We start from the raw sequence: 26,396 nt of genomic DNA on the forward strand, positions 1-26,396 counted from the left end.
CGCCGGCGGGTGTGCATCGATCGCGGGGTGTGAGAATGGGTCATGCTCTTCGTGCTGGGGGTCCTCGTCGTCGTGGTGGGCGTCGCCCTGTCCATCGCCCTGCACGAGATCGGCCACCTCGTGCCGGCCAAGAGGTTCGGCGTCAAGGTGACCCAGTACATGGTCGGGTTCGGCCCCACGGTGTGGTCGCGGCGCCGAGGTGAGACCGAGTACGGCATCAAGGCGATCCCGCTCGGGGGCTACGTCCGGATGATCGGGATGCTGCCCCCGCGTCCAGGAGACGCGCCCGGTCAGCTGCGCAGCGTCTCCACCGGCCGGTTCAGCCAGCTGGTCGACCAGGCCCGTGCGGACTCGCTCGAGGAGGTGCAGCCCGGTGACGAGGACCGTGTCTTCTACCGGTTGAGCCCCGGCAGGAAGATCGTCATCATGCTCGGCGGGCCGGTCATGAACCTGCTCATCGCGTTCGTCCTCATCACGGGCGTCATCACCCTCTACGGACTGCCGCAGGTCGCCCCGAAGGTCGGGCGGGTCGCGCAGTGCGTGCCGACCACGGTCCCGACGGTGCAGGACCCGCAGCCGGCGTGCGCGGCCGGCGACCCGAAGGCACCGTCGGCGACGGCCGGCCTCCAGCCGGACGACCGGGTGCTGTCCATCGACGGCGCGACGGTCACGTCGTGGGACCAGGTGTCGGCCGCGATCCGGGACCACGCGGGGACGCCGATGACGTGGGTCGTCCAACGAGGCGGCCGGACCGTCGAGGTCACGATCACCCCGGCCCGGCTCGAGCGCGCCACCTACGACGCCGAGTACAAGCCGGTCGTGCGCGACGGCAAGCTCGTCCTCGCCCCGATGGGGTACGCGGGAATCGTGCCCGGCCAGGACCTCGTGCGGACGCCGCTGGTCGAGGCGCCGGGCTACGTGTGGCAGCGCGTCCTCGACACCGCTGGCATCGTCGTGCAGATCCCGCAGAAGATGGCCGGCGTGGTCCAGGCGGCGTTCGGGTCGGGCGAGCGCGACCCGAACGGTCCCATCTCGGTCGTCGGTGTCAGCCGCCTCGGTGGGGAGGTCGCCGCCGTCGACATCCCTGACTCCCAGGGCGGCAACTGGGTCAAGCTGGCCCAGCTCGTCCTGCTCATCGCATCGCTCAACCTGGCCCTGTTCGTCTTCAACCTCATCCCGCTGCTCCCGCTCGACGGCGGGCACGTCGCGGGTGCCCTGTGGGAGGCGGTCAGGATGGGCTGGGCGCGGCTGCGCCACCGGCCGGACCCGGGCTACGTCGACGTCGCCAAGGGGCTGCCCATCGCCTACGGCATGAGCCTCGTGCTCATCACGATGTCGGTCCTGCTCATCTATGCCGACATCGTCAAGCCGATCAGCCTCTTCGGCTGAACCGGGGCGCAGGAGCGCCGGCGGGCGAGCCGTCCCGTCGAGACATAATGGGCGGCATGAGCGTCTCCCTCGGCATGCCCTCCGCGCCCTCGCCGGTCCTCGCGCCCCGGCGCCGGACCCGCCAGATCCAGGTCGGCAAGGTGGGCGTCGGGTCCGACTTCCCGATCTCGGTGCAGTCGATGACGACGACCCCGACGACCGACATCAACGCGACGCTCCAGCAGATCGCCGAGCTCACGGCCGCGGGCTGCGACATCGTGCGGGTGGCGTGCCCGAGCCAGGACGACGCCGACGCGCTGCCGGCCATCGCGCGCAAGAGCCAGATCCCCGTCATCGCCGACATCCACTTCCAGCCGAAGTACGTCTTCGCCGCGATCGACGCCGGTTGCGCGGCCGTGCGCGTCAACCCCGGCAACATCCGCCAGTTCGACGACAAGGTCAAGGAGATCGCCGACGCCGCCAAGGCCGCCGGTGTCTCCCTGCGCATCGGCGTCAACGCCGGCTCGCTCGACCGGCGTCTGCTCGAGAAGTACGGCAAGCCGACACCGGAGGCCCTCGTGGAGTCCGCGGTCTGGGAGGCCAGCCTTTTCGAGGAGCACGACTTCCACGACTTCAAGATCTCGGTCAAGCACAACGACCCCGTCGTCATGGTCCGCGCCTACGAGCTGCTCGCCGAGCGCGGGGACTGGCCGCTGCACCTGGGTGTCACCGAGGCGGGTCCCGCGTTCCAGGGCACGATCAAGTCCGCCACGGCGTTCGGGGCGCTGTTGTCCAAGGGAATCGGCGACACCATCCGGGTCTCGCTCTCCGCGCCGCCGGTCGAGGAGGTCAAGGTCGGCAACCAGATCCTGCAGAGCCTCAACCTCAAGCCGCGCAAGCTCGAGATCGTCTCGTGCCCGTCGTGCGGCCGGGCACAGGTCGACGTCTACACGCTCGCCGACCAGGTCACCGCCGGCCTCGAGGGCATGACGGTCCCGCTGCGTGTGGCCGTCATGGGCTGCGTCGTCAACGGCCCCGGGGAGGCTCGCGAGGCCGACCTCGGGGTGGCGAGCGGCAACGGCAAGGGCCAGATCTTCGTCAAGGGCGAGGTCATCAAGACCGTCCCCGAGAGCCAGATCGTCGAGACGCTCATCGAGGAGGCCATGCGCATCGCCGAGGAGATGGGGGAGCCGGTCGACGACGATGCCGCCGGCAGCCCCAGCGTCACCGTCGGCTGACCGTGCGCCCACCCGTCGCGGCGTCGGGACGCCTCGCCGTCGTGCGCGCGCTCGCCGATGAGCTGGTCGCCCTGCGGCCCGGGCGACGCGTCGCGGTGGCCGTCGACGGCGTCGACGGCGCCGGCAAGACCGTCCTCGCCGACCAGCTCGCGGACGTCGTCGGGGCTCGGCGTGACGTGCTGCGGGTGTCGGTCGACGGCTTCCACCGTCCGCGTGCCGACCGCGTCGCGCGCGGGCGCGGCCCGGAGACCTTCTACGAGGACTCCTACGACTACGCCGCGTTCCGACGCGTCGTCCTCGAGCCGTTCCGGGGCGGGCAGCCGGTGACGCCGGCGGTCCACGACGTCGCCCGCGACGAACCCGTCGCGCCCCCGCCGGTGCCGGTGGGCCCGGACACCCTGCTGCTCGTCGACGGCATCTTCCTCCAGCGTCCGCAGCTCGCCGGGTCGTGGGACGCCGTCGTCTTCGTCGACGTGCCCTTCGCGGTGTCGGTGCCGCGCGGCAACGCCCGCCTCGGCACCGAGCACGACGCGGATCCCGAGGCCCCGTCGAACCACCGGTACGTCGGAGGGCAGCGGCTCTACCTCGCGCAGGCGCGGCCGCGCGAGTGTGCGACGTGGGTACTCGACAACACCGACCTCGACGCGCCGGTCCTGCACCGCAACCCCTGACGACAACCCCTGACGGCGTCGCCTGCCGGGCGTGCTCGCCGGCGCAGGTCACGAGGGCGTTGCCGGTCGCGTGCCGTAGGTGACAACGGGCTCACGTGCCGTCACTCTTGGGAGGTGCTCCGCCAACGCCTCCCCGTGCGGTCGCTGTCGACCGCGGACCGCGACGCGGCCCTCGCGCTGTGCGCGCGCGACCGGGTGGCCAACGTGTTCGTCGCCGCCCGCATCCTCGAGGGCAGCATCGCGGCGGCGCCGGGCTCGCTCATCGGGCACGTCGAGGCCGGCGACCTCGCCGGGCTGGCGTGGGTCAGCGCCAACGTCGTGCCCGTCGAGCTCGACGAGGCGGGCGTCACGGCCATCGCCGCGCGGATCATGCGGATGCGTCGCCAGTGCGCCTCGATCTTCGGTCCGAGCGAGCAGGTCGTCGGCCTGTGGGACCGGCTCGGTCCGACGTGGGGGCCGGTGCGGGCCATCCGGACCCACCAGCCGCTGCTCGCCACCTCGACCCGCCCGTCCGCCCTCGGCCTCGACCTGGACGAGCAGGTGCGTCCGGCCTCCCTCGACGAGGTCGACCTCGTCGTGCCGGCGGCCGCGCACATGTTCACCGAGGAGATCGGCTACCCGCCCTACCACGGTTCCGACCGGGGCTACCGGGCGAGCATCGCAGCGCTCGTCCGTCAGGGTCACACGTTCGTCAAGGTCGAGGACGGCGAGGTGGTCTTCAAGGCCGACGTCGGCTCGCTCGCGCTCGGCTGTGCGCAGGTGCAGGGCGTCTGGCTGCACCCGCGGCTGCGCGGCCGCGGCCTCGCGGTCCCGGCGATGGCGGCGGTCGTCGAGCAGGTGCTCACCCATCGCGCCGAGGAGGTCTCTCTCTACGTCAACGACTTCAACGTCGCGGCCCGGGCCACCTACGACCGGTGCGGGTTCCACGAGGTCGGCGCGTTCACGACCGTCCTGCTCTGACGCCGCGCGGGACGGTCAGGCTGTGAAGGTGATGCTCACGGCGTCACCGACGCGTCGGTACCCCATCGCCTGGTAGATGGCGTTGGAGGTCAGGTTGGCGAGGTCGGTGAAGAGCATGCACGCCTCACCGGCATCGTGGCGCTCGTTCGACAGGGCGGCGACGACCCCGCTGGCGTACCCGCGGCCCCGCAGCCCGGGTGGGGTCCACACCCCGGAGATGCGTGTCAGCCCGCCGCTCGCCGGCGAGGCGTACGCCATCGAGACGGGCTCGCCGCCGTCCACCCAGAGTCCGACCCGGCCCGCCGCGACGGTGTCGACGAGGGGCAGGGCGGCCCGGCCACCACCCTCGATGGCGTCGAGGAAGTCCTGGTGCCACGCGTCGACGAGCGGCAGGTCGGCCGCGGTGGCCCGACGGAAGGCGCCCGGCACCTCGAAGGGCACGACGGCGCGGTCAGGCAGCAGGAAGCGGCCGACCTCCATCGTCGTGCGGGTCGTGCTGCCGGTCAGCCGTGACCACTCGTCGGCGAAGGCCTCGGCGGGTGCGCGCAGTCCGCCGACGCCCGGCAGGTGGTCGCCCTGCCCGGCCAGACCGGCCGCCAGGGCCCGCGCGCCGTCCGGCGTGGCGAACGCGACGTGCAGCGGGTGCGGCGGAGTGTGCATGTAGGCGGCGACGACGTCGGTGCCCTCGTGACCTGCCCACCAGCGCGCTCCCGGGTGCAGCGTCGGGTCGTGCAGGACCCGCGCGATGACGCTCGCGACGACGCTGAGCGCTTGCGGCTCGCGGTCGACCAGGTCGGCGAACCACGACCCGGCCTCAACAGGGTCGGAGGTCACGTGGACGGTCATGGGCGCTGGCATGGGCCCAATCTGGCAGACGGCGGTCCGGGGCCGCCCGCCTTTTCGCGGCGTGGCGGCCCGGGTCACACGACGTGGGCCACGACCTCGGCATGGGTCATCGCGAACCACGCATCGGGGTGGCGCGACCACGTCAGCCACGCGTCGCGCATGGCCTCGAGATCGGCGCGCGTGGCGAGGCCGCGCTCGAGCGCCTGGGTGGCGAAGGTCGAGTCGACGACGCGTCGGGCCCACACCCCGCCCCACCAGGCGCACTGCTCCGGCACGGCATACGTCCACAACGAGGCCGACGGCGTCAGGTCGGTCAGCCCGGCGGCGTGCGCCCACGCGACGAGGTGCCGGCCCGCGTCGGGCTCGGCGTGGTTGAGCCGCGCGAGCTGCCGGTAGACCTCGAGCCAGTGCGTCATGCCCTGGGAGGCCGGGTGCCAGACCATGGACGCGTAGTCGACGTCGCGCACCGCGACGACGCCTCCCGGACGCGTGACGCGCGCCATCTCCCGCAGGGCACCGACCGGGTCGGTCAGGTGCTGGAGCACCTGGTGCGCGTGCGTGACGTCGAAGGCCGCGTCAGGGTGGGGGAGGGCGGTGACGTCGGCCAGCTCGAACCGGGTCCGCACGTCGCCCCGGGCGGCGGCCTGGCGGCGGGCCTCGACGAGCGGGCCCTCGACGTTCTCGACGCCGACGACGACGCCCGGGGCGACGGCCGCAGCGAGGTCGAGGGTGATGGTCCCCGGACCGCAGCCGACGTCGAGGAGGGACAGGCCGGCGCGCAGGTGCGGGAGGAGGTAGGCCGCGGAGTCGGCGGCGGTCCGCGCCCCGTGGGATGCGAGGACGCTCGGGTGGTGCCCGTGCAGGTAGACGTCGGCCATGACCGGACGCTACCCGCGCCCGGTCGTGGTGGCGCCCACGTCTCACGGTCCCGGGCCGGGGCGTGGCGAAACGGGGGCGAAGCGTCCGCCGGGCGACCGATATCCTTCCGGGGTTCACCCGCGCTCACCCCGAGCGACGCACCCGAAGGAGTCCCGGTGGCCCTGCACATGTCGTCCCTGTTCCTGCGAACCCTTCGCGAGGACCCGGCGGACGCAGAGGTCCCGAGCCACCGGCTGCTCGTGCGTGCCGGCTACGTGCGCCGCGTCAGCCCCGGTGTCTACACGTGGCTGCCGCTCGGCCTGCGCGTACTGCGCAACGTCGAGCGGATCGTCCGCGAGGAGATGGACGCGATCGGCTCGCAGGAGCTGCTCTTCCCGGCGCTGCTGCCCAAGGAGCCCTTCGAGGCGAGCGGCCGCTGGACCGAGTACGGCGACAACATCTTCCGCCTGCAGGACCGCAAGGGTGCCGACCACCTGCTCGGCCCGACGCACGAGGAGATGTTCACCCTCGCGGTCAAGGACCTCTTCAGCTCCTACAAGGACCTGCCCCTGTCGATCTACCAGATCCAGACGAAGTACCGCGACGAGGCCCGCCCGCGTGCCGGCGTGCTCCGGGGTCGCGAGTTCGTCATGAAGGACTCCTACTCCTTCGACATCGACACCGCCGGGCTCGACAAGAGCTACCAGGCGCACCGCGAGGCGTACGTCCGCATCTTCGACCGCCTCGGCTTCCACTACGTCATCGTCGAGGCGATGGCCGGTGCGATGGGCGGCAGCAGGAGCGAGGAGTTCCTCGCGACCGCCGAGGTCGGCGAGGACACCTACGTCCACTGCACGAGCTGCGGGTACGCCGCCAACGTCGAGGCCGTCAAGGTCCCGGCGCCCGCGCCCGTCGGGTGGGAGGGCGTTCCGGCCGCGCACGTCGAGGACACCCCCGACACGCCGACGATCGCGACGCTCGTCGACCACCTCAACGAGCGGTTCCCGCGCGAGGACCGCCCTTGGACGGCCGGCGACACGCTGAAGAACGTCGTCGTCATGCTCAAGCACCCCGACGGCACGCGCGAGCCGCTCGCCATCGGTGTTCCGGGGGACCGCGAGGTCGACGAGAAGCGCCTCGGCGCGCAGGTCGAGCCGGCCGAGCTCGACGCGTTCACCGAGGCCGACTTCGCCGAGCACCCCGGTCTCGTCAAGGGCTACATCGGTCCGGGCGCGCTCGGTCTCGAGGGCACGACCGGCATCCGCATGCTGCTCGACCCGCGGGTGTCGGAGGGCACCCGCTGGGTCACCGGCGCCAACGAGCCGGGCCGCCACGTCCTCGACCTCGTCGTCGGCCGCGACTTCACCGGCGACGGCACGATCGAGGCGGCCGAGGTGCGCTTCGGCGACCCCTGCCCCAACTGCGACCACGTACTGGAGGGGGCCCGCGGCATCGAGATGGGCCACGTCTTCCAGCTCGGGACGAAGTACGCCGAGGCGCTGGACCTCAAGGTGCTCGACCAGAACGGCAAGCTCGTCACGGTCGTCATGGGTTCCTACGGTGTGGGCGTGAGCCGCGCCGTGGCCTGCGTCGTCGAGGGCAACCACGACGAGGCGGGGATCATCTGGCCGCGCGAGCTTCGCCCCGGCCGACGTGCACGTCGTCGTCGCCGGCAAGGACGAGGCGATGTTCGTCAAGGCCGAGGAGGTCGCTCGCGAGCTCGAGGTCCAGGGCCTGTCGGTGCTCGTCGACGACCGCAGGGGTGTCAGCCCCGGCGTGAAGTTCAAGGACTCCGAGCTCATCGGGATACCCACGATCCTCGTCATCGGCCGGGGCCTCGCCGCCGGCGTCGTCGAGATCAAGGACCGCCGCTCGGGCGAGCGCCGCGAGGTGGCCGTCGAAGACGTCGTCGCCGCCCTGACCGCCGAGGTGACCGCGGAGGTCGAGCGCTCGTGACCCCGTCCCGACGTCCGGTCGAGGCTGTCGTCTTCGACTGGGGTGGCACGCTGACGCCCTGGCACGAGGTCGACCTGCCGCAGCAGTGGCGGGTGTTCGCCCGCACCGTGCACGGCCTGCCCGTCGACGACCCCGACATGCCCGTCGAGGACCTCGCCGAGGCCGACTCCCTCGCCCGGCGCATCCACGAGGCCGAGGAGCGGGCCTGGCGTCGCGGCCGGCAGAGCCACGAGAGCGCGTCGATCGCGGCGATCCTCGAGGAGGCGGGCGTCGACCCCGCGCACGACCGGCACCACCTCGCGCTGGCGGCGTACCAGCGCTTCTGGGAGCCGCACACGCACACCGACGCGCAGGTGCGCCCGTTGTGGGAGTCGTTGCGTCGCAAGGGAATCCGCGTCGGCGTGCTCTCCAACACGATCTGGAGCCGCGAGTACCACCGGGAGGTCTTCGCCCGCGACGGCGTGCTCGACCTGCTCGACGCAGACGTCTACTCCTCGGAGATCCACGTCGTCAAACCGCACCCGGACGCGTTCCGCACCGTGTGCGCGGCGCTCGACGTGGAGCCCGAGAACGCCGTCTACGTCGGTGACCGGCTCTTCGAGGACGTCCACGGACCCCACCAGGTCGGCATGCGGGCGATCCTCGTGCCCCACTCGGACATCCCTGCGGGACAGCGCATGCCGGTCGACGCCAGGCCCGACGCCGTCGCCCACGAGCTGCTCGACGTCGCCGGCATCGTCGCGCTCTGGAACCACCAGGTCGCGGACGGCGACGAGGCGTGAGCGACCCGACGCTCACCACCCTCGTCTTCCTCGGCCTCGCGGCCTTCGCCGCGGGCTGGATCGACGCCGTCGTCGGGGGTGGCGGGCTCGTGCAGCTGCCGGCGCTCCTCGTCGGGCTTCCCGGGGCGAGCCCGGCCCAGCTGCTCGCGACGAACAAGTTCGGCTCGATCTTCGGCACCGCCACGAGCTCGGTGACCTACTACCGACGCGTGCGGCCCGACCTGCGCACGGCCCTTCCCATGGCGGCGGTGGCCTACCTCGGGTCCATCGGCGGTGCCCTCATCGGGCTGCACATCCCGAAGTCGGCCTTCAACCCGATCATCCTCGTGCTGCTCGTCCTCGTCGGCGCGTACACCCTGCTGCGGCCCGACCTCGGCAAGGAGTCCATCCGCCGCTTCCACGGCGCGCGGCACACCGTCCTCGCGATGCTGACCGGCTTCGTCATCGGTGCCTACGACGGCGCCCTGGGCCCGGGCACCGGCAGCTTCCTCGTCTTCGCGCTCGTCGGGCTGCTCGGGTACAACTTCCTCGAGGCGAGCGCCAAGGCCAAGATCGCCAACTTCGCGACCAACCTCGGTGCGCTCACGGTCTTCGCCCCCATGGGTCTGGTGCTCTACCAGGTCGGTGCGGTCATCGCGGCGGCCAACCTGCTCGGGGGCTATGTCGGCGCCCGGACCGCGGTGGCGCGGGGAAGCGGGTTCGTCCGGGTCGTGTTCGTCGTCATCGTCGTCGCGTTCATCGTCCGGATCGGCGGCAGCCTGCTCGGCCTCTGGGCCTGAGCGCGTCCGTTCCCGTCCTCCGGCGGCCTTCCCGGCCACCTCTGGGCCCCGTCGCGGTCGACGCCGGGGGAGCGCGCCGACCTCACACTCGGGTGCTGTGTGTGCCACAGGCGACGCACAGCGCGCATCGTGAAGGTTCGACCATGAGCGCAGCCACGATCCCCGAGACCCCGCGCCGGAGGACCGTCACCGCGGACGGTCCGCCCGCCGGCCCCCGGTCCGTGCGGCCGTGGACGGGACGGACGCCGCGGTGGTGGCGCGATGCGTCCGGCGCCGTCGCGTGGGCACTGGTGCTGTTCGTCGTGGCCCTCTGGGTCGCCGGCGGCGGGCTCACGGCCTTCGGGACGCTCGGGGACGCCCTGACGAACGCCGGACGGCTGTGCGGGCTGCTGGCATCCGTGCTCATCCTGCTCCAGGTGCTCCTCATGGCACGCATCCCGACCGTCGAGCAGGCGTGGGGCCAGGACGAGCTCGCGCGGGTGCACCGCCTCGTCGGGTTCACCTCGTTCAACCTCATGCTCGCCCACATCGGCCTGACGATCCTCGGCTACGACCAGGGCACCGGCCTCGGTGTCGTCGGCACGTTCCTCGACGAGGTCCTCAACTCGCCGGGGATGCTCCTCGCCCTCGCGGGGGCCGTCGCGCTCGTCATGGTCGTCGCCACCTCCGTCCGGGCGGCGCGCCGACGCCTCCGCTACGAGTCGTGGCACCTGCTGCACCTCTACGCCTACCTCGGCGCGGGCCTGGCCCTGCCGCACCAGCTCTGGACCGGCCAGGACTTCCGGGCCAGTCCGGTGGCCACCGTCTTCTGGTGGGGTCTGTACGCCGCCTCGCTCGTCGCCGTCGTCGTCTTCCGCGTGGGGCTGCCCCTGCTCCGCTCGTGCCGCCACCGGCTCGTCGTCACCGGCGTCGTCGCCGAGTCGCCGACCGTCACCTCGGTCACCGTCGCCGGGCGCGACCTGCACCGGCTGCCGGTCCGCGCCGGCCAGTTCTTCCAGTGGCGCTTCCTCGACGGCCCCGGTTGGACGCGCGCCAACCCCTACAGCCTCTCGGCCGCCCCCGACGGGCGCTCGCTGCGCATCACGGCGGCCGCCGTCGGCGACGGCAGCAGCCGCCTTGCCGCGCTGCGCCCGGGCACCCGCGTCCTCGTCGAAGGACCGTACGGACGCCTCCATGCCGGCGTCCGCACCCGCGACAAGGCGCTCCTCGTCGGCGCCGGCATCGGCATCACGCCGTTGCGGGCCCTCCTCGAGGAGCTTCCCGGCCGGCCCGGATGCCACGGTGGTGGTCTACCGCGTGTCGCGGGAGTCCGACATCGTCCTGGCCGACGAGCTGCTCGCCCTCGCCCGGGACAGGGGAGCGCGCGTCGTCGCCGTCATCGGCCCGCGGGCACCGGGCCGCCCGAGCTGGCTGCCGGCGGATGCCGCCCACCTCACCGACGCCGAGGCCCTGCTCAGCATCGTGCCCGATGTCGCGGACCGCGACGTGTACGTCTGCGGCAACCCGCACTGGATGGACCTCGTCGTCGACGCGGCCCGCGCCGCGGGCGTCGCTGCCGACGCCATCCACCACGAGCGCTTCGGCTACTGACCCGCCGACGCCCTCCCGAAACCCCGCTCCCGAGACCCTCCCGACGCCGACGGCACCGGGCGGGGGCAGGCAACCCCACGAAACGAGACCAGCCATGAGACGCATCGTCATCTGGGCCATGAGCACGCTGACCGTGCTCGTGCTGCTCTTCAGCCACGGCACCTCGCGGTCCTCCACGCCGGTCGCCACGGCCGAGACCCGTCAGGCTGCCTCGACCGCCCCGACCGCCCCGACCGCCGATCAGCAGACGACGAGCTCGAGCGGGTCCTCGACCTCCTCGAGCGGCTCGTCGACCTCGGCGTCGACGACGTACGACGGTGATGCGGTCGGCACCCGGTACGGCGACGTCCAGGTCCGGATCACCGTCGAGGACGGCCGGATCACCGCCGTCGACGTCCTGCAGGTGCCCTCCACCGACCGGCACGACCAGATGATCAACTCCCAGGCCGTGCCGGTCTACGACAGCGAGGCGGTGCAGGCCCAGTCGGCGCAGATCGACGTGGTCTCCGGTGCCACGGTCACGTGGGAGGGCTACACGCAGTCGCTCCAGTCGGCGATCGACAAGGCCAACCTGTGACCGTCGCGGGCGGCCGAGGCGCCGAGACGAGGAGGACGATGTGACCGTGGACGCGGTGCGACGGACGGCCCCGGCCCGCCGGGCCTGGGTCGAGCACGTCATGGGGATGCCGGTGAGCATCCACCTGCGTGGTGGCGACGTGGAGGGGCCGGCGGCCGAGTCCGCGGTCGCGACGGCCTACGCCGTGCTGCGCGAGATGGACGCGATCTTCTCCACCTACCGCGAGGACTCGGACCTCCTGAGGCTGCGTCGTGAGGAGATCGAGCTGTCCGAGGCGAGCCCACGCGTCGCCGAGGCCCTCGCGCTCGGGGAGGAGGCCGAACGCGTCACCGGCGGTGTGTTCACGACACTGCTGCCGACGCCGGAGGGCGACCTCGCCTTCGACCCGACCGGCCTCGTCAAGGGCTGGGCCGTCGACCTCGCGGCCGAGCGTCTCGGCTCTCTGCCGGGCACCTCCTTCTGCGTCAACGCCGGCGGGGACCTCCTCATCGGGGCCCACGCCGACGTGCCGCTCGAGGGGCCGGGCGCCATCCCGTGGCGGGTCGGCATCGAGGACCCCATGGACCGCAGCCGGGTCGCGGGCACCGTGACGCTGACGCACGGGGCCGTCGCGACGTCGGGGACGGCCGCTCGCGGGGCCCACCTCTACGACCCGGTGCGCGGCGAGCACGTCGCGCGCCCGGGTTCCGTGACCGTCGTCGGGCCGCGTCTCGTGTGGGCCGACATCTGGGCGACGGCGCTGTTCGTCGGGGGACAGACCGCCCGTGAACGGTTCGCGCTCGACGCCCGCGACTACCTGTCGACCGTGCTCTGAGCCGCCGCCGGCCCCCTGGCGAGGGCCGCCGTCTCTTGTCCGATTCGCGGCATTCGCCCGGCTTGTCACGATGAATCTGCTTGTGCCGCAAGGCCACTCGTCCGACGGGTCGGACCGGTGGTCTTGCGGCTTTCTTGCGCAAAGCCTGCGGCCAACAGCCCGCCGTCTTGTGGTTGCCCCGACACAGTGGTCCCAGCCAGAACGCAAGGCGACGACCGGAGCAGTGACGTGGCAGCGCCACCCGCCCCCGAACCGCGCGAAGCACGACCAGCACGACCGGGACGACCAGCAGGTCCGACTTTCGCCGAACAGACAGGAGAGCGCCGTGAGCAGCACCACCAGCCTGGCCCGCGCACCGCGGCCGCTGCGGCCGCACGGCACGCGCCGGGCGTTCGCAGCCACCGGGTCGCTGCTGCAGACCTCCCCCGTGGGACGGACGGCCGTCCGCGTGAGGTCCCCCCGGGCCCGCGCCGGGTGGACGACCCTGCGTCGGGCGGTTCGACGGTTGTCGGCGATCGCCACGGCGACGCTCGTGCTCACTGCCGCGGCGGTCCTCGCGGTCGTCGCGATCGGTCCGCACGTCTTCGGCTACCGCACGTCGACGATGCTCGGCGCGAGCATGGCACCGGGCATCGAGCGCGGCGACCTCGTCGTCAGCGTCCCGGTCCGTGCGGCCGAGGTCGCCGTGGGCGAGGTCATCACCTACCGCTCCCCGGTCGAGGCCGGCCGGTACGAGACGAGGCGCGTGGTCTCGGTCGGGCGCGACGCCGCCGGCCGCGTCAGCCTCGTCACCCGGGCAGACGCGAGCGACACGGTCGACCCGTGGGTCGTGACCGCTGAGGGCGGCACCGTTTGGCGCTCGACGCACGTCGTGCGGCACCTCGGCGAGGTCGTCGGCGTCCTGAGCGCCCCCTTGCAGCAGACGTGGGCGCTCTGGGGCGTCCTCGGCCTCGCGCTCCTCATGGGCCTGCGGGGCATCGGGACCACCGGAAAGGAGCGCACCGATGTGTGAGACGCCGCTGCACCTGCAGGCCGACCTCGAGCCCGTGTTCGAGCCCGGCACGCTCTTCGCCCTCGGCGAGGAGCTCGAGAGCCAGCTGGTGGCCTCGTCGGTCGCCCGCACCTACCTGCGACTGCTCGCCGAACGCGTCGGGCGCATCGAGGCGGCGCTGACGACCGGCGACGAGGAAGGGGCCCTGGAGGTGCTCCTCAGCCTCCGCGTCACGTCGGGGACCGTGGGGGCTCGTCGCCTCGCCGCCCGGACGACCCTGCTCATCGACGCCGTCGAGGCGGACGAGACCGAGCGCACGTGGGAGTGCCTCGGACAGCTCGCGCACGACACCGCGGAGACGGAGGTGGCCCTCGGGCTGCACCTGTCCGGGTGGCAGCGCGGATAGACCGTGGCGGACCGGGCGTGGCTGGGTGGGCCGGCTCGGTCGGGTGAGCGCCGCGGGGCAGGAGCCGGACGCCTACGGGGCGTCCGGCTCCTCCATGCGGTAGCCGACGCCGCGGACCGTCCGGATGAGCGGACGGGTGCCCTCGGGCGCGGCCCGGGTCAGCTTGCGACGCAGGTTGCCGACGTGCACCTCGACGAGGTGCTCCTCCGAGGACCAGCCGGCCCCCCAGAGCGTGTCGAGCAGCACGGCCCGCGACCAGACGCGTCGTGGCGCGGCGAGCATCGTCGTCAGCAGGTCGAACTCGGTCCGGGTCAGCTCGACCTCGCGCTCGTCGACCGTGACGGTGCGGCTCTCCGTGTCGACGGCGAGCAGGCCGTGCCGGACCACGGACCCCGGCTCACCGGCACCCGGGCGGTGCCCAGGAGCGCCGGCCGTGAGGTCGTCCCGGCCGATGGCGTCGAACACGCGGGGCCCCGCTGCCGGACCGGTCCCGAGCCCGCCACCCGACACCGCAACCGACCCGGGCATCGACGTCGCGCCGTTCGAGCCGGCGACCGGGATGGGTCCCGTGACGCCGGCACTCGGGTCCCACGACGTGCGCGGCCGACGCAGCAGCGCGTTGACGCGCACCTGCAGCTCGCGCGGGCTGAACGGCTTCGTCAGGTAGTCGTCGGCACCCGTCTCGAGCCCCATGAGGCGGTCGATCTCCTCGGTGCGGGCGCTGATCATGATGATGTAGGCCTGGCTCGTCTCGCGCACCCGCCGACACACCTCGATGCCGTCGAGGTCGGGCAGCCCGAGGTCGAGGGTCACGACGTCGGGGTCGGTCGTCGTCACGAGGTCGATGGCCTCGCGACCCGACCGCGCGACGGCGACGGCGAACCCCTGCATGGCGAGGCTGTGCGTGATGAGCTGCCGGATGTCGTCGTCGTCCTCGACGACGACTGCCCTGCGCTCGGTGCCCGTCATGCGTGGATTGTGACAGATGGGGCGTATGACGCACCCCGGAACGGGCCCAGTGGCCGCCGACTTCTTGCGTCTTTCTTGCAGCAGGAGCACCGGCTCAGTTGCGCTCGGACCTCGAGAATCGGACTCGGGACGACGCCCCCGAGGAGGCCGGCGCACGCAACCGGTGCGCCGGCGCCCCGTCCCACGTGGCCCAGCAGCGGGCGGCGTCCTCAGAGCGCGGCGAGCCGGTCGGACAGCGCCGAGGCGTCGGTGACGGGCAGGTCGCACACCATGCCGCGACACACGTACGCCGTGGCCCGGCCGCCCACGAGGGGTCGGTCGGCGAGCAGCGGCACACCGGCCGCGCCCGGTCCACCGGCCACGACGACGGCTCCGGGGCGCGGGCTGCGGCGCGCCACCTCGAGCATCGCCGACGCCTCCGGTCCGGTCCCGACGACGGCCACCTGGACCGGGCCGTCGAGCAGCGCCTCGGCCACCGCGAGGGTCCACCCCCCGAAGCGTGGCTCGCGCGCCGCGAGCCCGAGTCCCGCGGCCACCGCCGACCTGCCGGTACGCAGGGCCTCGACGTCGCCGGTCAGGGCGCCGAGGGTGACGAAGGCGCCCGCGAGCGCGGACTGACCCGACGGCTCGGCGTTGTCGGCGGCGCTGCGCGGTCGCAGGTAGAGCGACTCGGCATCGGCAGCGGTGTCGTGGAAGCCGCCGTCGTCCGCCGCGAACGCACGGGCGCCGTCGAGAACGGTACGCGCGTGCACCAGCCAGGTGGCCTCGCCGGTGGCGCGGTGCAGGGCGAGCAGACCCTCGGCGAGGTTGCCGTGGTCGTCGGCGACGGCGCGGGCCGACCCGGGTCGTCCGTCGCGCGAGGCTCGCAGGAGGACCCCGTCGCGCACGTGGGTGTCGAGGACGTGCCTCGCGCACCGTGCCGCCGCCTCGACCCAGGCGGGCTCACCGAGGAGGGCGCCGGCATCGGCGAGGGCCGCGACCGCCAGCCCGTTCCAGGAGGTGACGACCTTGTCGTCGCGGGCCGGCTGGGGTCGGGTGCGCCTGGCTGCGAGCAGGCGCGTCCGGACGCCGGCGTACCAGTCCGGGTCGTCCGGGTCGCGCGGCAGCTGGAGGGTCGAGGAGCCGTGCTCGAAGGTGCCGGCCGGCGTCACGACGAGGAGCGCGGCCGCGGCCGCGGCGTCGTCACCGAGGACCTCCTGCAGCTGGGCCGGGGTCCAGGCGTACGTCAGGCCCTCGACCCCGTCGGCGTCGGCGTCGAGGGAGGAGGCGAACCCGCCGTGCGGCGTCAGCAGGTCGCGGAGCAGGAACGTCGCGGTCTCGCGGACGACGCGCTCGGCGAGGTCGCCGCCGCCGAGGCGCCACCACGACGCGTACGCCCGTAGCAGCAGGGCGTTGTCGTAGAGCATCTTCTCGAAGTGCGGCACGACCCAGTCGGCGTCGACCGCGTACCGGGCGAACCCGCCGCCGAGCTGGTCGTACATGCCGCTGCGCGCCATCCGCTCCAGGGTCCGCGAGGCGAGCTCGAGCGAGGTCGCGTCGCGGGTGCGACCGTGGTGGCGGAGCAGGAACTCGAGGACCATCGACGGGGGGAACTTGGGCGCCCCGCCGAAACCCGCCGAACGCGGGTCGAACTGGCGGGCGAGCAGGGCCACGGCGGCGTCGAGCAGGTCCGTCGCCGGGTCGAGCGGGTCGGGGGAGCGCAGCCCTTCGCGCAGGGCCCCGGCGATGTGCGAGCCCGACGCGCGCACCTCGTCCTCCCGGGTGCGCCAGGCCTCGTCGAGCGCGGCGAGCACGCGCAGGAAGTGCTCGCGCGGGAAGTAGGTGCCGGCGAAGAACGGCTCGCCCTCCGGGGTGAGGAAGACCGTCATGGGCCAGCCGCCCTGCCCGGTCGTCGCCGTGACCGCGGACATGTAGACGGCGTCGATGTCGGGCCGTTCCTCGCGATCCACCTTGACGGGCACGAACCCCGCGTTGAGGGCCGCCGCGACGGCGTCGTCCTCGAAGGACTCGTGCGCCATGACGTGGCACCAGTGACAGGCCGCGTACCCGACCGAGAGCAGCACGGGGACGTTGCGCTCGCGGGCCTCGGCGAACGCCTCGGGGCCCCACTCGTGCCAGTCGACGGGGTTGTCGCGGTGCTGGAGCAGGTAGGGGCTCGTGGCGTCGGCGAGACGGTTCGGCATCCCTCCACTGTCCATCACCGGTCCCCGCGGTGGCGAGCGGGTCTGCCGCCTGCACGACTTCACCACCATCGAGCCCCGCCGGCGCCTATCGTCGTCCTCGACGCCGTCGAGGGGGCGGCGTCGGGCGGTCCGGTGGGTCTGCGCCGGGTCCGGTGCGGCGCGGGGAACCGTCACCGGACGGTCCGTGCGGGTTCCACCCCGCGGGGGGACCGGCCCAGGGCGGGACGGCAGGGGGAGCGATGGCGAGCCATGACGCGGGGCGGGCGGGCGAGGGGCACGAGCCCGTCGACCTCATGACGCCGGCGGAGGTCGCACGGCTGTTCCGGGTGTCGGTCACCACGGTGACCAAGTGGGCACGCTCGGGCCTGCTGCCGTGCGTCCGGACGCTCGGTGGGCACCGCCGCTTCGAGCGGCGCGACGTGCTCGACCACCTCGAGCGCACGACCGGCGCGCGCCCCGACGACGAGCCCGGCCGGCCCTGACGCGAGCGAGCGGTCCGTGCACCGGCCGCGTCGCACGGCGTCGGGTGCGCTGTCGGGTGCGCCGTCAGGTGCGCCGTCAGGTGCGCCGTCAGGTGCGCTGTCAGGTGGGCAGCGGGTCGCCGGCGGAGACGAGGCGCTCCCAGCGGACGCGCCGAGCCCGCCACGTGAAGACGGCGAGCTTGGCCAGCTCCTCGACGATGCGAGCGAGGAAGATGCCGACGTAGCCGAGGGGCGTGTGCAGGCCGAGCAGCACGGCGAGCGGCAGGCCCACGACGAAGGCGCCGGCGGCATCGCCCATGATGACGCCGCGCACGTCGTCGGCGCTCGGCAGGACGCCGGCGCCGATGATCATGTTGCGCACCTTCACCACCTGGAAGGCGGCGTTGAGGAGGATGCCGACCCCGGCCATGACCCGCACGTCCTGCCCGGCCCGGCCGAAGAGCGCGTCGAGCAGCAGCACCGAGGTGGCGAAGAGGGCGCCGAAGACGGCGGCGGTTCCCAGCCCGGCCCGGGTCAGGCGACGCACCCACGCCATCGCGTCACGGACGTCACCGCGCCCGACCGACCGGCCGACGAGCGTCGTGGTGGCACTCATCAGCCCGATGCTGCCGACGATGAAGACACCCTCGAGCGTCGTGACGATCTGGGCCGCGGCCAGGGCCTCGTCACCGAGCTGCTGGAAGACGACGTTGTAGAGGAAGGTGCCGACGGTCCAGAACAGCTCGGTCACGCCCAGCGGCACGGCGAGGACGAACAACGGCACGACCACGGCCCGCCACTGCCGCAGGCTGTGCGGCACGCTCCAGCCGACCGCGCCGCGCCGGTAGGCCATCCAGAGCAGGATGAGCGCCTTGGCGACCGCCGTTGCGAGCGTGGCCCAGCCGGCTCCCGCGGCGCCGAGCGCCGGGAACGGCCCGATCCCCGTGACGAGCGCCAGGGCGATCCCGGAGTTCGCCACGACGGTCACCATCGTCGCGATCATCGGGCTCGTCGGCCGGCCCACGGAGCGCAGCACGCCGGACAGGACGGCGCTGAGCATGACCGGCAGGGTCGCGAGGACGGTGAGGCGGAAGTAGCCCGTGCCGGCGGCCGCGACGGAGGGCGAGGCCCCGACCAGCGCCATGAGGTGCTCGGACAGGAACCACGGCACGACCGACACGACGGCGCCGAGACCGAGGGCCACGAGGACGGCAGCGGTGACGGTGTGGTCGAGGTCGCGGCTGCGGCCGGCGCCGTGGGCACGCGCGACGAGGATGCTCACGGACGTGCCGAGACAGCCGAGCGTCACCGCGAGGATGAACGTGAGGCTGTTGGAGAAACCCACGGCCGCGATGGCCGTCGCCCCGAGCCCGCCGACGACGATCTGGTTGACGAAGTTGAGCACGAGCATGAGGACGAACTCCATGCTCACCGGTACGGCGATGCGCGCGATCTCGCGCGCCGGCGACGGTCCGGCCCCGACGGGGGTCCTCCGGGTTCCGCGACGGGTGAGCAGGGCAGGGCGGGGCAAGCGAGTGCCTTTCGACATCGAAGGGGGAGGGTCGCACGACGGTGCGCGGAGTCGATCGTACGACCTTCAACCACCTGGGTCGAAACGATTTGACCCGGTCAGCAGGCGCCGCTGCCGAGCGGCGTGCCCGGCTGCCGACCGGGCACGCGCCGCTCAGTCGTTCATCGCCTTGATGATCGTGACGGCCAGGCTGACGCGGTCGTGCGCCCACTGGCGCGACGTGTCGTCCGCGGACGTCCCTCGGGTCCCGGAGGTCACGGACCTCACTGCCTCGAGCGCGTTGTCGGCCTCGCGGACCATGGTCCAGGCCCGGGCGCGGCCCTCGTCGAGGCCCGCGTGCTCGCAGATGATCTCGAGTCGTCGGCGCAGCGACCACCGCACCTCGGAGCCGGTGCCCAGCTCGTCGGCGCGGTTCCACAGCGCCGGCGCCACCTCGAAGGCGGGGTCGCCGGCCATCGGCTTCGGGTCGATGGCCAGCCACGGCGACCGGTACGCGCCGAGGACGTTGGTGTAGTGCAGGTCGGTGTGCAGCAGGCGGTCCTCCGCGGGCGGCCGGGCCACCAGCTCACGGGCGAGCGCCGCGGCCTGGTCGAGGTACCGCCGGGGCAGCACCGCCGGGGCCGCCCGCAGCTCGCGCGCCTGCCGTTCCGCGTGGTCGACGAGCCGGGGGACGCGCGGGTGCGGGGGACGACGCAGGGTCCGGAGCAGGTCGCCGATGACGACGCACGCGTCGTCGACCTCCACGGTGGTGAGGTCGCGAGTGTGCAGGCGCTCGAGGAGGAGGACGAACCGCGCGGGGTCGGCACGCAGGAGGCGGACCGCGCCGTGCCCGTTCCACGTCTGCAGGGCGAGTGCCTCGGTCGCGGCCTCCGCGTGCGGCCAGCTGACCTTGAGCACCGCCTCCCCGCTGACGCCGGCGGCCTCGCGCCCCGCGCCGAGCAGCCGGACCGGCAGCGCGACCGAACAGGCGCCGCTCATGGTCCGGCCGACCGGTTCCAGCTCCCACTCGCGCAGGAGGTCACCGAGCAGCACCGGCAGCTCGTCGAGCCAGTCCTCCCCGGAGGCGTAGCCGTCGGCCGCGTAGCCGCTGATGCGATGGGCGAAGTGCGCCGGGATGAGGTCGATGCTCACGAGACGGCCCCGGGGAAGGCGCGCAGGGGCACGTCCCAGTCCACGGCGAGCGCCTGCACGCGCCCGCTCCAGCGGGCGACGTCCTCCACCGACGCGGCACTCGGCGTGGGGCCCGCCAGCTCGCTCGACGCGTCGACCGCGTCGACGAGGACGTCGTGGGCCAGGCGCGACGCGTCGTGCGGCGTCGTGACGGGGTAGGGGAGGGCCCAACCGCTCGGCATGGAGGCGGAGGCGCCCGAGATCGCGGTCTCGAGGCGCGCCAGGCCGGCGAGGGTGTCGAGGGCCCGGGGTCGGTCGGCGGGACCGGCCTGCGCGGCGACGACCTGGAAGGCGTACACGAGGGGCTGCGTGCGGGCGACGAGCGCGGGTCGGGCCGGGCTCGCCGTGTCGGGGACGGCGACGTCGCTGCCGAGAAGGACGGCTCCGGCGAGCCGCACCGACAGGGCCGCGAGGAGCAGCTGACGCGTCGCCGCGCCGGCTCGGGCGACGTCGGCCCACCGGCCCGGGGGGACGTCGGCCAGGAGGGCGCCGAGGTCGGCGCGGCGGCGCACGCGTTCGGTCGACGCGGTGGCGAGGGCCCGTCGGACGGCTGCGTCGATGACCGCCGAGGGGACGCCGGCGTTGGTGAGCCGTCCGGTCAGCACGCGGCGCTGTTCGCGCTGGACGGCGCGCAGGCGCTCGACCGTTCCGCCCGCGCCGGCCGACACGAGGGCGTCGGCGGCACCGACGAGGACCGCGAGGTCGGCCACGACACGCAGCAGGAGCCCCTCGTCCGGCGCCGGCCGGCGGGTGGGCACGGGCGGCGGGGGCTGGGGCAGGTCGAGGCGCAGGCCACGGTCGACGAGCCAGGCGAGGGCGGCGGCACCGCCGCCGAGGAGGATGAGCCGACGCGGCGGGTTGCCGAGCCGTTCGGACAGCGCGGGCCGCCGTCCCCCCAAGTCGCCGACCATGCCCGGATCCTCCCACGCCGCCCGCCGACGGCGGTCTGCGGCCACCCCGCTGCGCCGATAGAGTGGGCCACGCGGCGTTCCGGACCGACCGGACCGCCCGGCTGGCCCCCGGTCACCCGCGCATCCCGCGGTGCACACCGGCATTCGAGAAGAGCAGGAGGCGTCGACGCATGAGCACGGCCCAGGACATCCGAGCGGCTCTCGAACCCGTGCTCGCCCCTCTCGGTCTCGTCGTCGAGGACGTCAGCGTGTCCCCGGCGGGCAAGCGCCGCGTCGTGCGGGTGCTCGTCGACTCCGACATCTCGGGCCTCGACGCCGCCGACACGACGAGCCCCGTCCCGCCCCTCTCGCTCGACTCGGTCGCGGACGCCACGCGCGCGGTCAGCGACGAGCTGGACGCGGGCGACCTGCTCGGCCAGGCGCCGTACGTCCTGGAGGTGTCCTCACCCGGCGTCGGGCGACCGCTCGGCTCCCGTGACCAGCTCCGGCGCCAGGTGGGCCGGCTCGTCGAGGTCGTCCACCGGGACGGCACCGCCACCGGCCGCCTCGTCGAGGTCGGCACCGACGCGCTGGTGCTCGACGTGCCGCCGACCAAGAAGACGCCCGCCCGACGGGTGACCCTCGACCTCGACGCCGTCCAGCGCGGCGTCGTGCAGGTGGAGTTCACGCGGCCGGGCGCGAGCGGCGACGACGCGAACGACGACGCGACCTACGACGACGACACGACCGACGACACGACCGACGACACGACCGACGACACGAACGAGCGGGCCGATGACGCGTCCGCCACGGAAGGGAACTCCTGATGGACATCGACCTGGCCGCACTCCGCGCGCTCGAGCGGGAGCGCGACATCAGCCTCGACGTGCTCATCCCCGCCATCGAGCAGGCCCTCCTCGTCGCCTACCACCGGACCGAGGGCAGCTACCGCCTCGCCCGGGTCGAGCTCGACCGCAAGTCGGGGCACGTCGTCGTGTGGGCGCGCGAGGAGGGCGAGCTGTTGCCCGCGGCCGAGGAGGGCGAGCGCCCGCAGCGCGGCGAGCCCGGGCCCGAGTTCGACGACACGCCGGAGGGCTTCGGTCGCATCGCCGCCTCGACGGCGCGTCAGGTCATCGTGCAGCGGCTGCGCGACCTCGAGGACGAGGCCATCCTCGGCGACTTCAAGGGCCGCGAGGGCGACGTCATCTCCGGCGTCATCCAGCAGAGCCAGGACCCGCGCAACGTCCTCGTCGACTTCGGCAGCGTCGAGGGCATCCTTCCCCTCGCCGAGCAGGTGCCGGGTGAGCGCTACGTGCACGGCGAGCGGCTGCGCTGCTTCGTCGTCAGCGTCAAGCGCGGCCCCAAGGGCCCCCAGGTCAGCCTGTCGCGCACGCACCCCAACCTCGTCCGGACCCTCTTCAAGTTCGAGGTCCCGGAGATCGCCGACGGCACGGTCGAGATCGCGGCGCTGGCCCGCGAGGCCGGCCACCGCACGAAGATCGCGGTCCACAGCAAGGTCGCCGGCGTCAACGCCAAGGGCGCCTGCATCGGTCCCATGGGGGCGCGCGTCCGGGCCGTCATGACCGAGCTGCGCGGCGAGAAGATCGACATCGTCGACTACTCCGAGGACCCCGCTGCCTTCGTGGCCGCAGCGCTGTCACCGGCGCGGGTCCAGTCGGTCGACATCGTCGACGCCGCCGCACGCAAGGCGCGTGTCGTGGTGCCCGACTACCAGCTGAGCCTCGCCATCGGCAAGGAGGGCCAGAACGCCCGGCTCGCCGCCAAGCTGACCGGCTGGCGCATCGACATCCGCGCCGACACCGAGGCGGCCGGCGTCGAGGTCACGCCCGAGTGACGCCCGCGTCGCGCGGGCTCCGCCCCGGCGCGCAGGCGCCGTTCGACCCCGTCGAGCGGGCCGGGCCCGTGACGCGGTAGACTGGCGTGTGGCCGACCGGACTGGACTCCGTGCCGAGCCGTCCCGCACCTGTGTGGGATGTCGAGGAACGGATAGCTGGTCGGCTCTGCTGCGAGTGGTCGCGGCGACGGACGCAGGGACCGGGGCGAACGCCCGGGTCGTCCTGCGCCCCGACCCACGCCACCGGTTGCCGGGTCGTGGTGCGTGGCTGCACCCGACGCCCGAGTGCCTCGGGCTGGCAGTGCGCCGTAGGGCGTTCGGACGTGCCCTGCGACTGCAGGCCGCGGTCGACGTGACCGCGGTGGCACGGCACCTCGGCGTTCCGGACGCGTAGCAGCGAACCAGGCGCAGGCGACTCCCGTCGCCCGCGCGTCAGAACCACCAGAAACGAACCAAGGCGGGTTGAAAACGCTATGAGCACCCGATGAGTACTCAGCGATGAGCAAGCCCCAGCAATAACCACGGTTCGGCCACTCCTGTTCAGGCCGGACCGAGACAGGAGAGATGTGGCTAAGGTCCGGGTCTACGAGCTCGCGAAGGAGCTCGGAGTCGAGAGCAAGACCCTGCTCGCACACTTGAAGAGCCAGGGGGAGTTCGTCCGGTCGGCGTCGTCGACCATCGAGCCCCCCGTCGTCCGCAAGATCATCGAGACCTTCCCGCGGGAGGGTTCCGGTGACGGTGCCAAGGGCGACACGAAGCCGGCGGCCAAGCCCGCCGCGAAGCAGGCGGCGCCCGCGCCGTCCCAGCGTCCTGCCGCGATGCCGTCGTCCCCGACGCCGGCCGCTCCGGCTCCCGCCGCCCCCGCTCCGGCCGCCCCGGCCGCGCGCGAGGCGGCTCCGGCCCCGGCGCGTCCGGGTCCGGCTGCCCCCACGCCGAAGGCGCCCGCCCCGGCGGCCCCCGCCGTCCCGGCGGCCCCGGCCGCCAAGGCCCCGGTGCAGTCCTCGCGTGACGGCGGCCGGCAGACCAGTGGCGTCCCCGCGTCGCCGCGCCCCGCGCCCCGTCCGGGTCAGCCCCGTCCGGGCAACAACCCGTTCGCCCCGAGCCAGGGCATGGGCCAGACCCGTGCCCCGCGTCCGGGCGGTGAGGGCGGTCCGCGTCCGGGCAACAACCCGTTCAGCTCGAGCCAGGGCATGCCCCGGCCGCAGTCGCGCCCCGGCGGCCCGCGTCCGGGCGCCCCGGCCGCGCCGCGTCCCGGTGGCGCACCTCGTCCGGGCGCGCCCCGTCCCGGCGGTGCCCGTCCGACGCCCGGCATGATGCCCGAGCGGAGCACGGTCGGCCGTCCCGGTCAGCGTCCGGCCGGTGGTCCCGGCCGCGGTGGCCCCGGGGGTGCCGGCGCCGGTGCCGGTCGCGGCGGCTTCGGTGGTGGTCCCGGTGGCCCCGCCGGTGGCGGTCGTGGTGGCTTCGGCGGTGGTCCGCGTGGTGGCGGCGCCGGCCGCGGCTCGACGGCCGGTGCCTTCGGCCGTGGTGGCGGACGTCCGGTCCGCGGTCGCAAGTCCAAGCGCGCCAAGCGCCAGGAGTTCGAGCAGATGCAGGCGCCGTCGATCGGTGGCGTCACCGTCCCGCGCGGTGACGGCTCGACCGTCATCCGCGTCCGACGGGGCTCGTCGCTGACCGACTTCGCCGACAAGATCAACGCCAACCCGGCATCGCTCGTCACCGTCCTGTTCCACCTCGGTGAGATGGCCACGGCGACGCAGTCGCTCGACGAGGACACCTTCAAGCTCCTCGGCGCCGAGCTGGGCTACGACGTCCAGGTCGTCTCGCCGGAGGAGGAGGAGAAGGAGCTCTTCGACTCCTTCAACATCGACCTCGAGACCGGCATCGAGGGCGAGGACGACGAGGACCTCGAGGCTCGCCCGCCGGTCGTCACCGTCGTCGGTCACGTCGACCACGGCAAGACCCGCCTGCTCGACGCCATCCGCAACGAGGACGTCGTGGCCGGCGAGGCCGGTGGCATCACCCAGCACATCGGTGCCTACCAGGTGCACCGTGAGCACGAGGGCGTCGACCGCGCGATCACCTTCATCGACACCCCGGGTCACGAGGCGTTCACCGCCATGCGTGCCCGTGGGGCGAAGGTCACCGACATCGCGATCCTCGTCGTCGCTGCCGACGACGGTGTGATGCCGCAGACCATCGAGGCGCTCAACCACATGCAGGCCGCGGACGTGCCGATCGTCGTCGCCGTCAACAAGATCGACGTCGAGGGTGCCAACCCGGCCAAGGTGCGTCAGCAGCTGACGGAGTACAACCTCATCGCCGAGGAGTACGGCGGCGACACGATGTTCGTCGACGTCTCGGCCCGCCAGGGTCAGAACATCGACGGACTGCTCGACGCGGTCCTGCTCACCGCCGATGCCGCCCTCGACCTCCGGGCCAACCCGGACAAGGAGGCCCGCGGCGTCGCGATCGAGGCCAACCTCGACCGTGGCCGTGGTGCGACCGCGACGGTGCTCGTCCAGACCGGGACGCTGCACGTCGGTGACTCCATCGTCACCGGCTCGGCCTACGGCCGCGTCCGCGCCATGCTCGACGAGCACGGCAACAACGTCGACGAGGCCGGCCCCTCGCGTCCGGTCCAGGTGCTCGGTCTCAGCTCGGTGCCGCGCGCCGGTGACACGTTCGTCGTGGCGCCGGACGACCGCACGGCCCGCCAGATCGCGGAGCGTCGTGAGGCGGCCGACCGCCAGGCCGTGCTCGCCAAGGCCCGCAAGCGCATCTCGCTCGAGGACCTCAACGAGGCCCTCGCAGCAGGCAAGGTCGAGACCCTCAACCTCATCCTCAAGGGTGACGTGTCGGGCTCGGTCGAGGCGCTCGAGGACGCCCTGCTCAAGATCGACGTCGGCGACGAGGTCGACCTGCGCATCATCGACCGCGGTGTCGGCGCCATCACGATGAACAACATCAACCTCGCGATGGCCTCGAACGCGATCATCATCGGCTACAACGTTCGCGCCGAGGGGCAGAACGCCGACTACGCCGAGCGCGAGGGTGTCGAGATCCGCTACTACTCGGTGATCTACCAGGCCATCGAGGAGGTCGAGGCGGCGCTCAAGGGCATGCTCAAGCCGGAGTTCGAGGAGGTCGAGCTCGGCACGGCGGAGATCCGCGAGATCTTCCGCTCGAGCAAGTTCGGCAACATCGCCGGATCCATCGTGCGCAGCGGCGAGATCAAGCGCGGCTCCAAGGCCCGCATCACCCGCGAGGGCGTCGTGGTCTCCGAGAACGTCGAGATCTCCGGTCTGCGGCGCTTCAAGGACGACGTCACCGAGGTCCGCGAGGGCTACGAGTGCGGTATCAACCTCGGGTCGTTCAACGACCTGCAGCTCGGCGACCTCATCGCCACCTACGAGATGCGCGAGAAGCCGCGCGTCTGACCGTCCACCGCGTCGACCACCGTCGTCGCACCCGGCGCCGGCCCCCATCCGGGGGGCCGGCGCC

23 protein-coding genes and 1 pseudogene are annotated in these 26,396 nt (G+C 73.3%); 17 read left to right on the forward strand and 7 right to left on the reverse strand.

The genetic code is table 11. The features are described 5' to 3' along the window. Positions 1–42: 42 nt before the first annotated feature. From AC1VM9_RS14925 to AC1VM9_RS14940, 4 genes are all read left to right on the forward strand, one after another. Positions 43–1,389 carry a M50 family metallopeptidase gene (locus tag AC1VM9_RS14925; RefSeq protein WP_483123172.1) on the forward strand — a complete coding sequence of 449 codons (1,347 nt, stop codon included), beginning with the start codon at positions 43–45 and terminating at the stop codon, positions 1,387–1,389. Positions 1,390–1,445: 56 nt separating this feature from the next. Beyond that, entirely contained in the window at positions 1,446–2,606 is a 1,161-nt protein-coding gene (gene ispG, locus AC1VM9_RS14930) for a flavodoxin-dependent (E)-4-hydroxy-3-methylbut-2-enyl-diphosphate synthase (RefSeq protein ID WP_483123174.1), read from the forward strand. Between the two features lie 2 nt (positions 2,607–2,608). Beyond that, entirely contained in the window at positions 2,609–3,277 is a 669-nt protein-coding gene (locus AC1VM9_RS14935) for a nucleoside/nucleotide kinase family protein (RefSeq protein ID WP_481341311.1), read from the forward strand. A 114-nt stretch (positions 3,278–3,391) separates the two neighbouring features. Continuing rightward, positions 3,392–4,237, forward strand: a complete 846-nt coding sequence (locus AC1VM9_RS14940; RefSeq protein WP_483123175.1) for a GNAT family N-acetyltransferase — start codon at positions 3,392–3,394, stop codon at positions 4,235–4,237. Between the two features lie 15 nt (positions 4,238–4,252). Here AC1VM9_RS14940 and AC1VM9_RS14945 read toward each other — a convergent pair whose 3' ends face one another. Beyond that, entirely contained in the window at positions 4,253–5,095 is an 843-nt protein-coding gene (locus tag AC1VM9_RS14945) for a GNAT family N-acetyltransferase (protein ID WP_483123176.1), read from the reverse strand. 62 nt (positions 5,096–5,157) lie between these two features. After that, on the reverse strand, positions 5,158–5,961 hold the full coding sequence (locus tag AC1VM9_RS14950) for a methyltransferase domain-containing protein (protein WP_483123177.1): 804 nt from the start codon (positions 5,959–5,961) through the stop codon (positions 5,158–5,160). Positions 5,962–6,117: 156 nt separating this feature from the next. Between AC1VM9_RS14950 and AC1VM9_RS14955 the strand changes: the two are divergent. From AC1VM9_RS14955 to AC1VM9_RS14990, 8 genes and pseudogenes are all read left to right on the forward strand, one after another. After that, positions 6,118–7,897, forward strand: a pseudogene (locus AC1VM9_RS14955) (proline--tRNA ligase). Then, positions 7,894–8,679 carry an HAD family hydrolase gene (locus tag AC1VM9_RS14960; RefSeq protein WP_481341316.1) on the forward strand — a complete coding sequence of 262 codons (786 nt, stop codon included), beginning with the start codon at positions 7,894–7,896 and terminating at the stop codon, positions 8,677–8,679. The pseudogene AC1VM9_RS14955 and the gene AC1VM9_RS14960 overlap by 4 nt, the downstream one beginning before the upstream one ends. Then, complete coding sequence (locus tag AC1VM9_RS14965; protein ID WP_481341317.1) at positions 8,676–9,458, forward strand: TSUP family transporter; 783 nt, start codon at positions 8,676–8,678, stop codon at positions 9,456–9,458. The genes AC1VM9_RS14960 and AC1VM9_RS14965 overlap by 4 nt, the downstream gene beginning before the upstream one ends. Before the next feature lie 143 nt (positions 9,459–9,601). Continuing rightward, positions 9,602–11,146, forward strand: a complete 1,545-nt coding sequence (locus AC1VM9_RS14970; protein WP_483123178.1) for a ferredoxin reductase family protein — start codon at positions 9,602–9,604, stop codon at positions 11,144–11,146. Next, entirely contained in the window at positions 11,143–11,625 is a 483-nt protein-coding gene (locus AC1VM9_RS14975) for an FMN-binding protein (protein WP_483123180.1), read from the forward strand. The genes AC1VM9_RS14970 and AC1VM9_RS14975 overlap by 4 nt, the downstream gene beginning before the upstream one ends. A gap of 40 nt (positions 11,626–11,665) precedes the next feature. Next, on the forward strand, positions 11,666–12,439 hold the full coding sequence (locus tag AC1VM9_RS14980) for an FAD:protein FMN transferase (RefSeq protein WP_483123181.1): 774 nt from the start codon (positions 11,666–11,668) through the stop codon (positions 12,437–12,439). Positions 12,440–12,764: 325 nt separating this feature from the next. After that, positions 12,765–13,451 carry a S24/S26 family peptidase gene (locus AC1VM9_RS14985; protein ID WP_483123183.1) on the forward strand — a complete coding sequence of 229 codons (687 nt, stop codon included), beginning with the start codon at positions 12,765–12,767 and terminating at the stop codon, positions 13,449–13,451. Next, positions 13,444–13,836: a hypothetical protein gene (locus AC1VM9_RS14990; RefSeq protein WP_481347502.1), complete on the forward strand. Its 393-nt coding sequence runs from the start codon at positions 13,444–13,446 to the stop codon at positions 13,834–13,836. The genes AC1VM9_RS14985 and AC1VM9_RS14990 overlap by 8 nt, the downstream gene beginning before the upstream one ends. 72 nt (positions 13,837–13,908) lie before the next feature. On the opposite strand, the gene AC1VM9_RS14995 is transcribed toward AC1VM9_RS14990, so the two are convergent. Then, on the reverse strand, positions 13,909–14,805 hold the full coding sequence (locus AC1VM9_RS14995) for a response regulator transcription factor (protein WP_483123184.1): 897 nt from the start codon (positions 14,803–14,805) through the stop codon (positions 13,909–13,911). Positions 14,806–15,014: 209 nt separating this feature from the next. Then, positions 15,015–16,988 (reverse strand): thioredoxin domain-containing protein, encoded by a 1,974-nt coding sequence (locus tag AC1VM9_RS15000; protein ID WP_483123185.1) that lies wholly within the window; start codon positions 16,986–16,988, stop codon positions 15,015–15,017. Positions 16,989–17,227: 239 nt separating this feature from the next. On the opposite strand from AC1VM9_RS15000, the gene AC1VM9_RS15005 reads away from it, so the two are divergent. Further along, the gene (locus tag AC1VM9_RS15005) at positions 17,228–17,470 is read left to right on the forward strand and encodes a helix-turn-helix domain-containing protein (RefSeq protein ID WP_481347149.1); all 243 of its coding nucleotides are present in this window, start codon (positions 17,228–17,230) and stop codon (positions 17,468–17,470) included. Between the two features lie 100 nt (positions 17,471–17,570). Here the strand turns inward: AC1VM9_RS15005 and AC1VM9_RS15010 are convergent, their stop codons facing one another. The 3 genes from AC1VM9_RS15010 to AC1VM9_RS15020 form a co-directional block, all read right to left on the reverse strand. Next, positions 17,571–18,875 (reverse strand): MATE family efflux transporter, encoded by a 1,305-nt coding sequence (locus AC1VM9_RS15010; RefSeq protein WP_483124029.1) that lies wholly within the window; start codon positions 18,873–18,875, stop codon positions 17,571–17,573. 258 nt (positions 18,876–19,133) lie between these two features. After that, on the reverse strand, positions 19,134–20,111 hold the full coding sequence (locus AC1VM9_RS15015; RefSeq protein ID WP_483123187.1) for an aminoglycoside phosphotransferase family protein: 978 nt from the start codon (positions 20,109–20,111) through the stop codon (positions 19,134–19,136). Then, complete coding sequence (locus AC1VM9_RS15020) at positions 20,108–21,061, reverse strand: hypothetical protein (RefSeq protein ID WP_483123188.1); 954 nt, start codon at positions 21,059–21,061, stop codon at positions 20,108–20,110. Before AC1VM9_RS15020 ends, AC1VM9_RS15015 begins: the two co-directional genes overlap by 4 nt. A 170-nt stretch (positions 21,062–21,231) precedes the next feature. On the opposite strand from AC1VM9_RS15020, the gene AC1VM9_RS15025 reads away from it, so the two are divergent. From AC1VM9_RS15025 to infB, 4 genes are all read left to right on the forward strand, one after another. Next, positions 21,232–21,867, forward strand: coding sequence for a ribosome maturation factor RimP (locus AC1VM9_RS15025; RefSeq protein ID WP_483123190.1), 636 nt, complete (start codon positions 21,232–21,234; stop codon positions 21,865–21,867). Then, on the forward strand, positions 21,867–22,895 hold the full coding sequence (nusA, locus tag AC1VM9_RS15030; RefSeq protein WP_481343754.1) for a transcription termination factor NusA: 1,029 nt from the start codon (positions 21,867–21,869) through the stop codon (positions 22,893–22,895). Before AC1VM9_RS15025 ends, nusA begins: the two co-directional genes overlap by 1 nt. A 175-nt stretch (positions 22,896–23,070) precedes the next feature. After that, entirely contained in the window at positions 23,071–23,289 is a 219-nt protein-coding gene (locus tag AC1VM9_RS15035) for a YlxR family protein (RefSeq protein ID WP_483123192.1), read from the forward strand. Between the two features lie 172 nt (positions 23,290–23,461). Further along, on the forward strand, positions 23,462–26,332 hold the full coding sequence (gene infB / locus AC1VM9_RS15040; RefSeq protein ID WP_483123193.1) for a translation initiation factor IF-2: 2,871 nt from the start codon (positions 23,462–23,464) through the stop codon (positions 26,330–26,332). Positions 26,333–26,396: the final 64 nt, after the last annotated feature.

Source organism: Monashia sp. HAY1-11D (assembly GCF_056868035.1).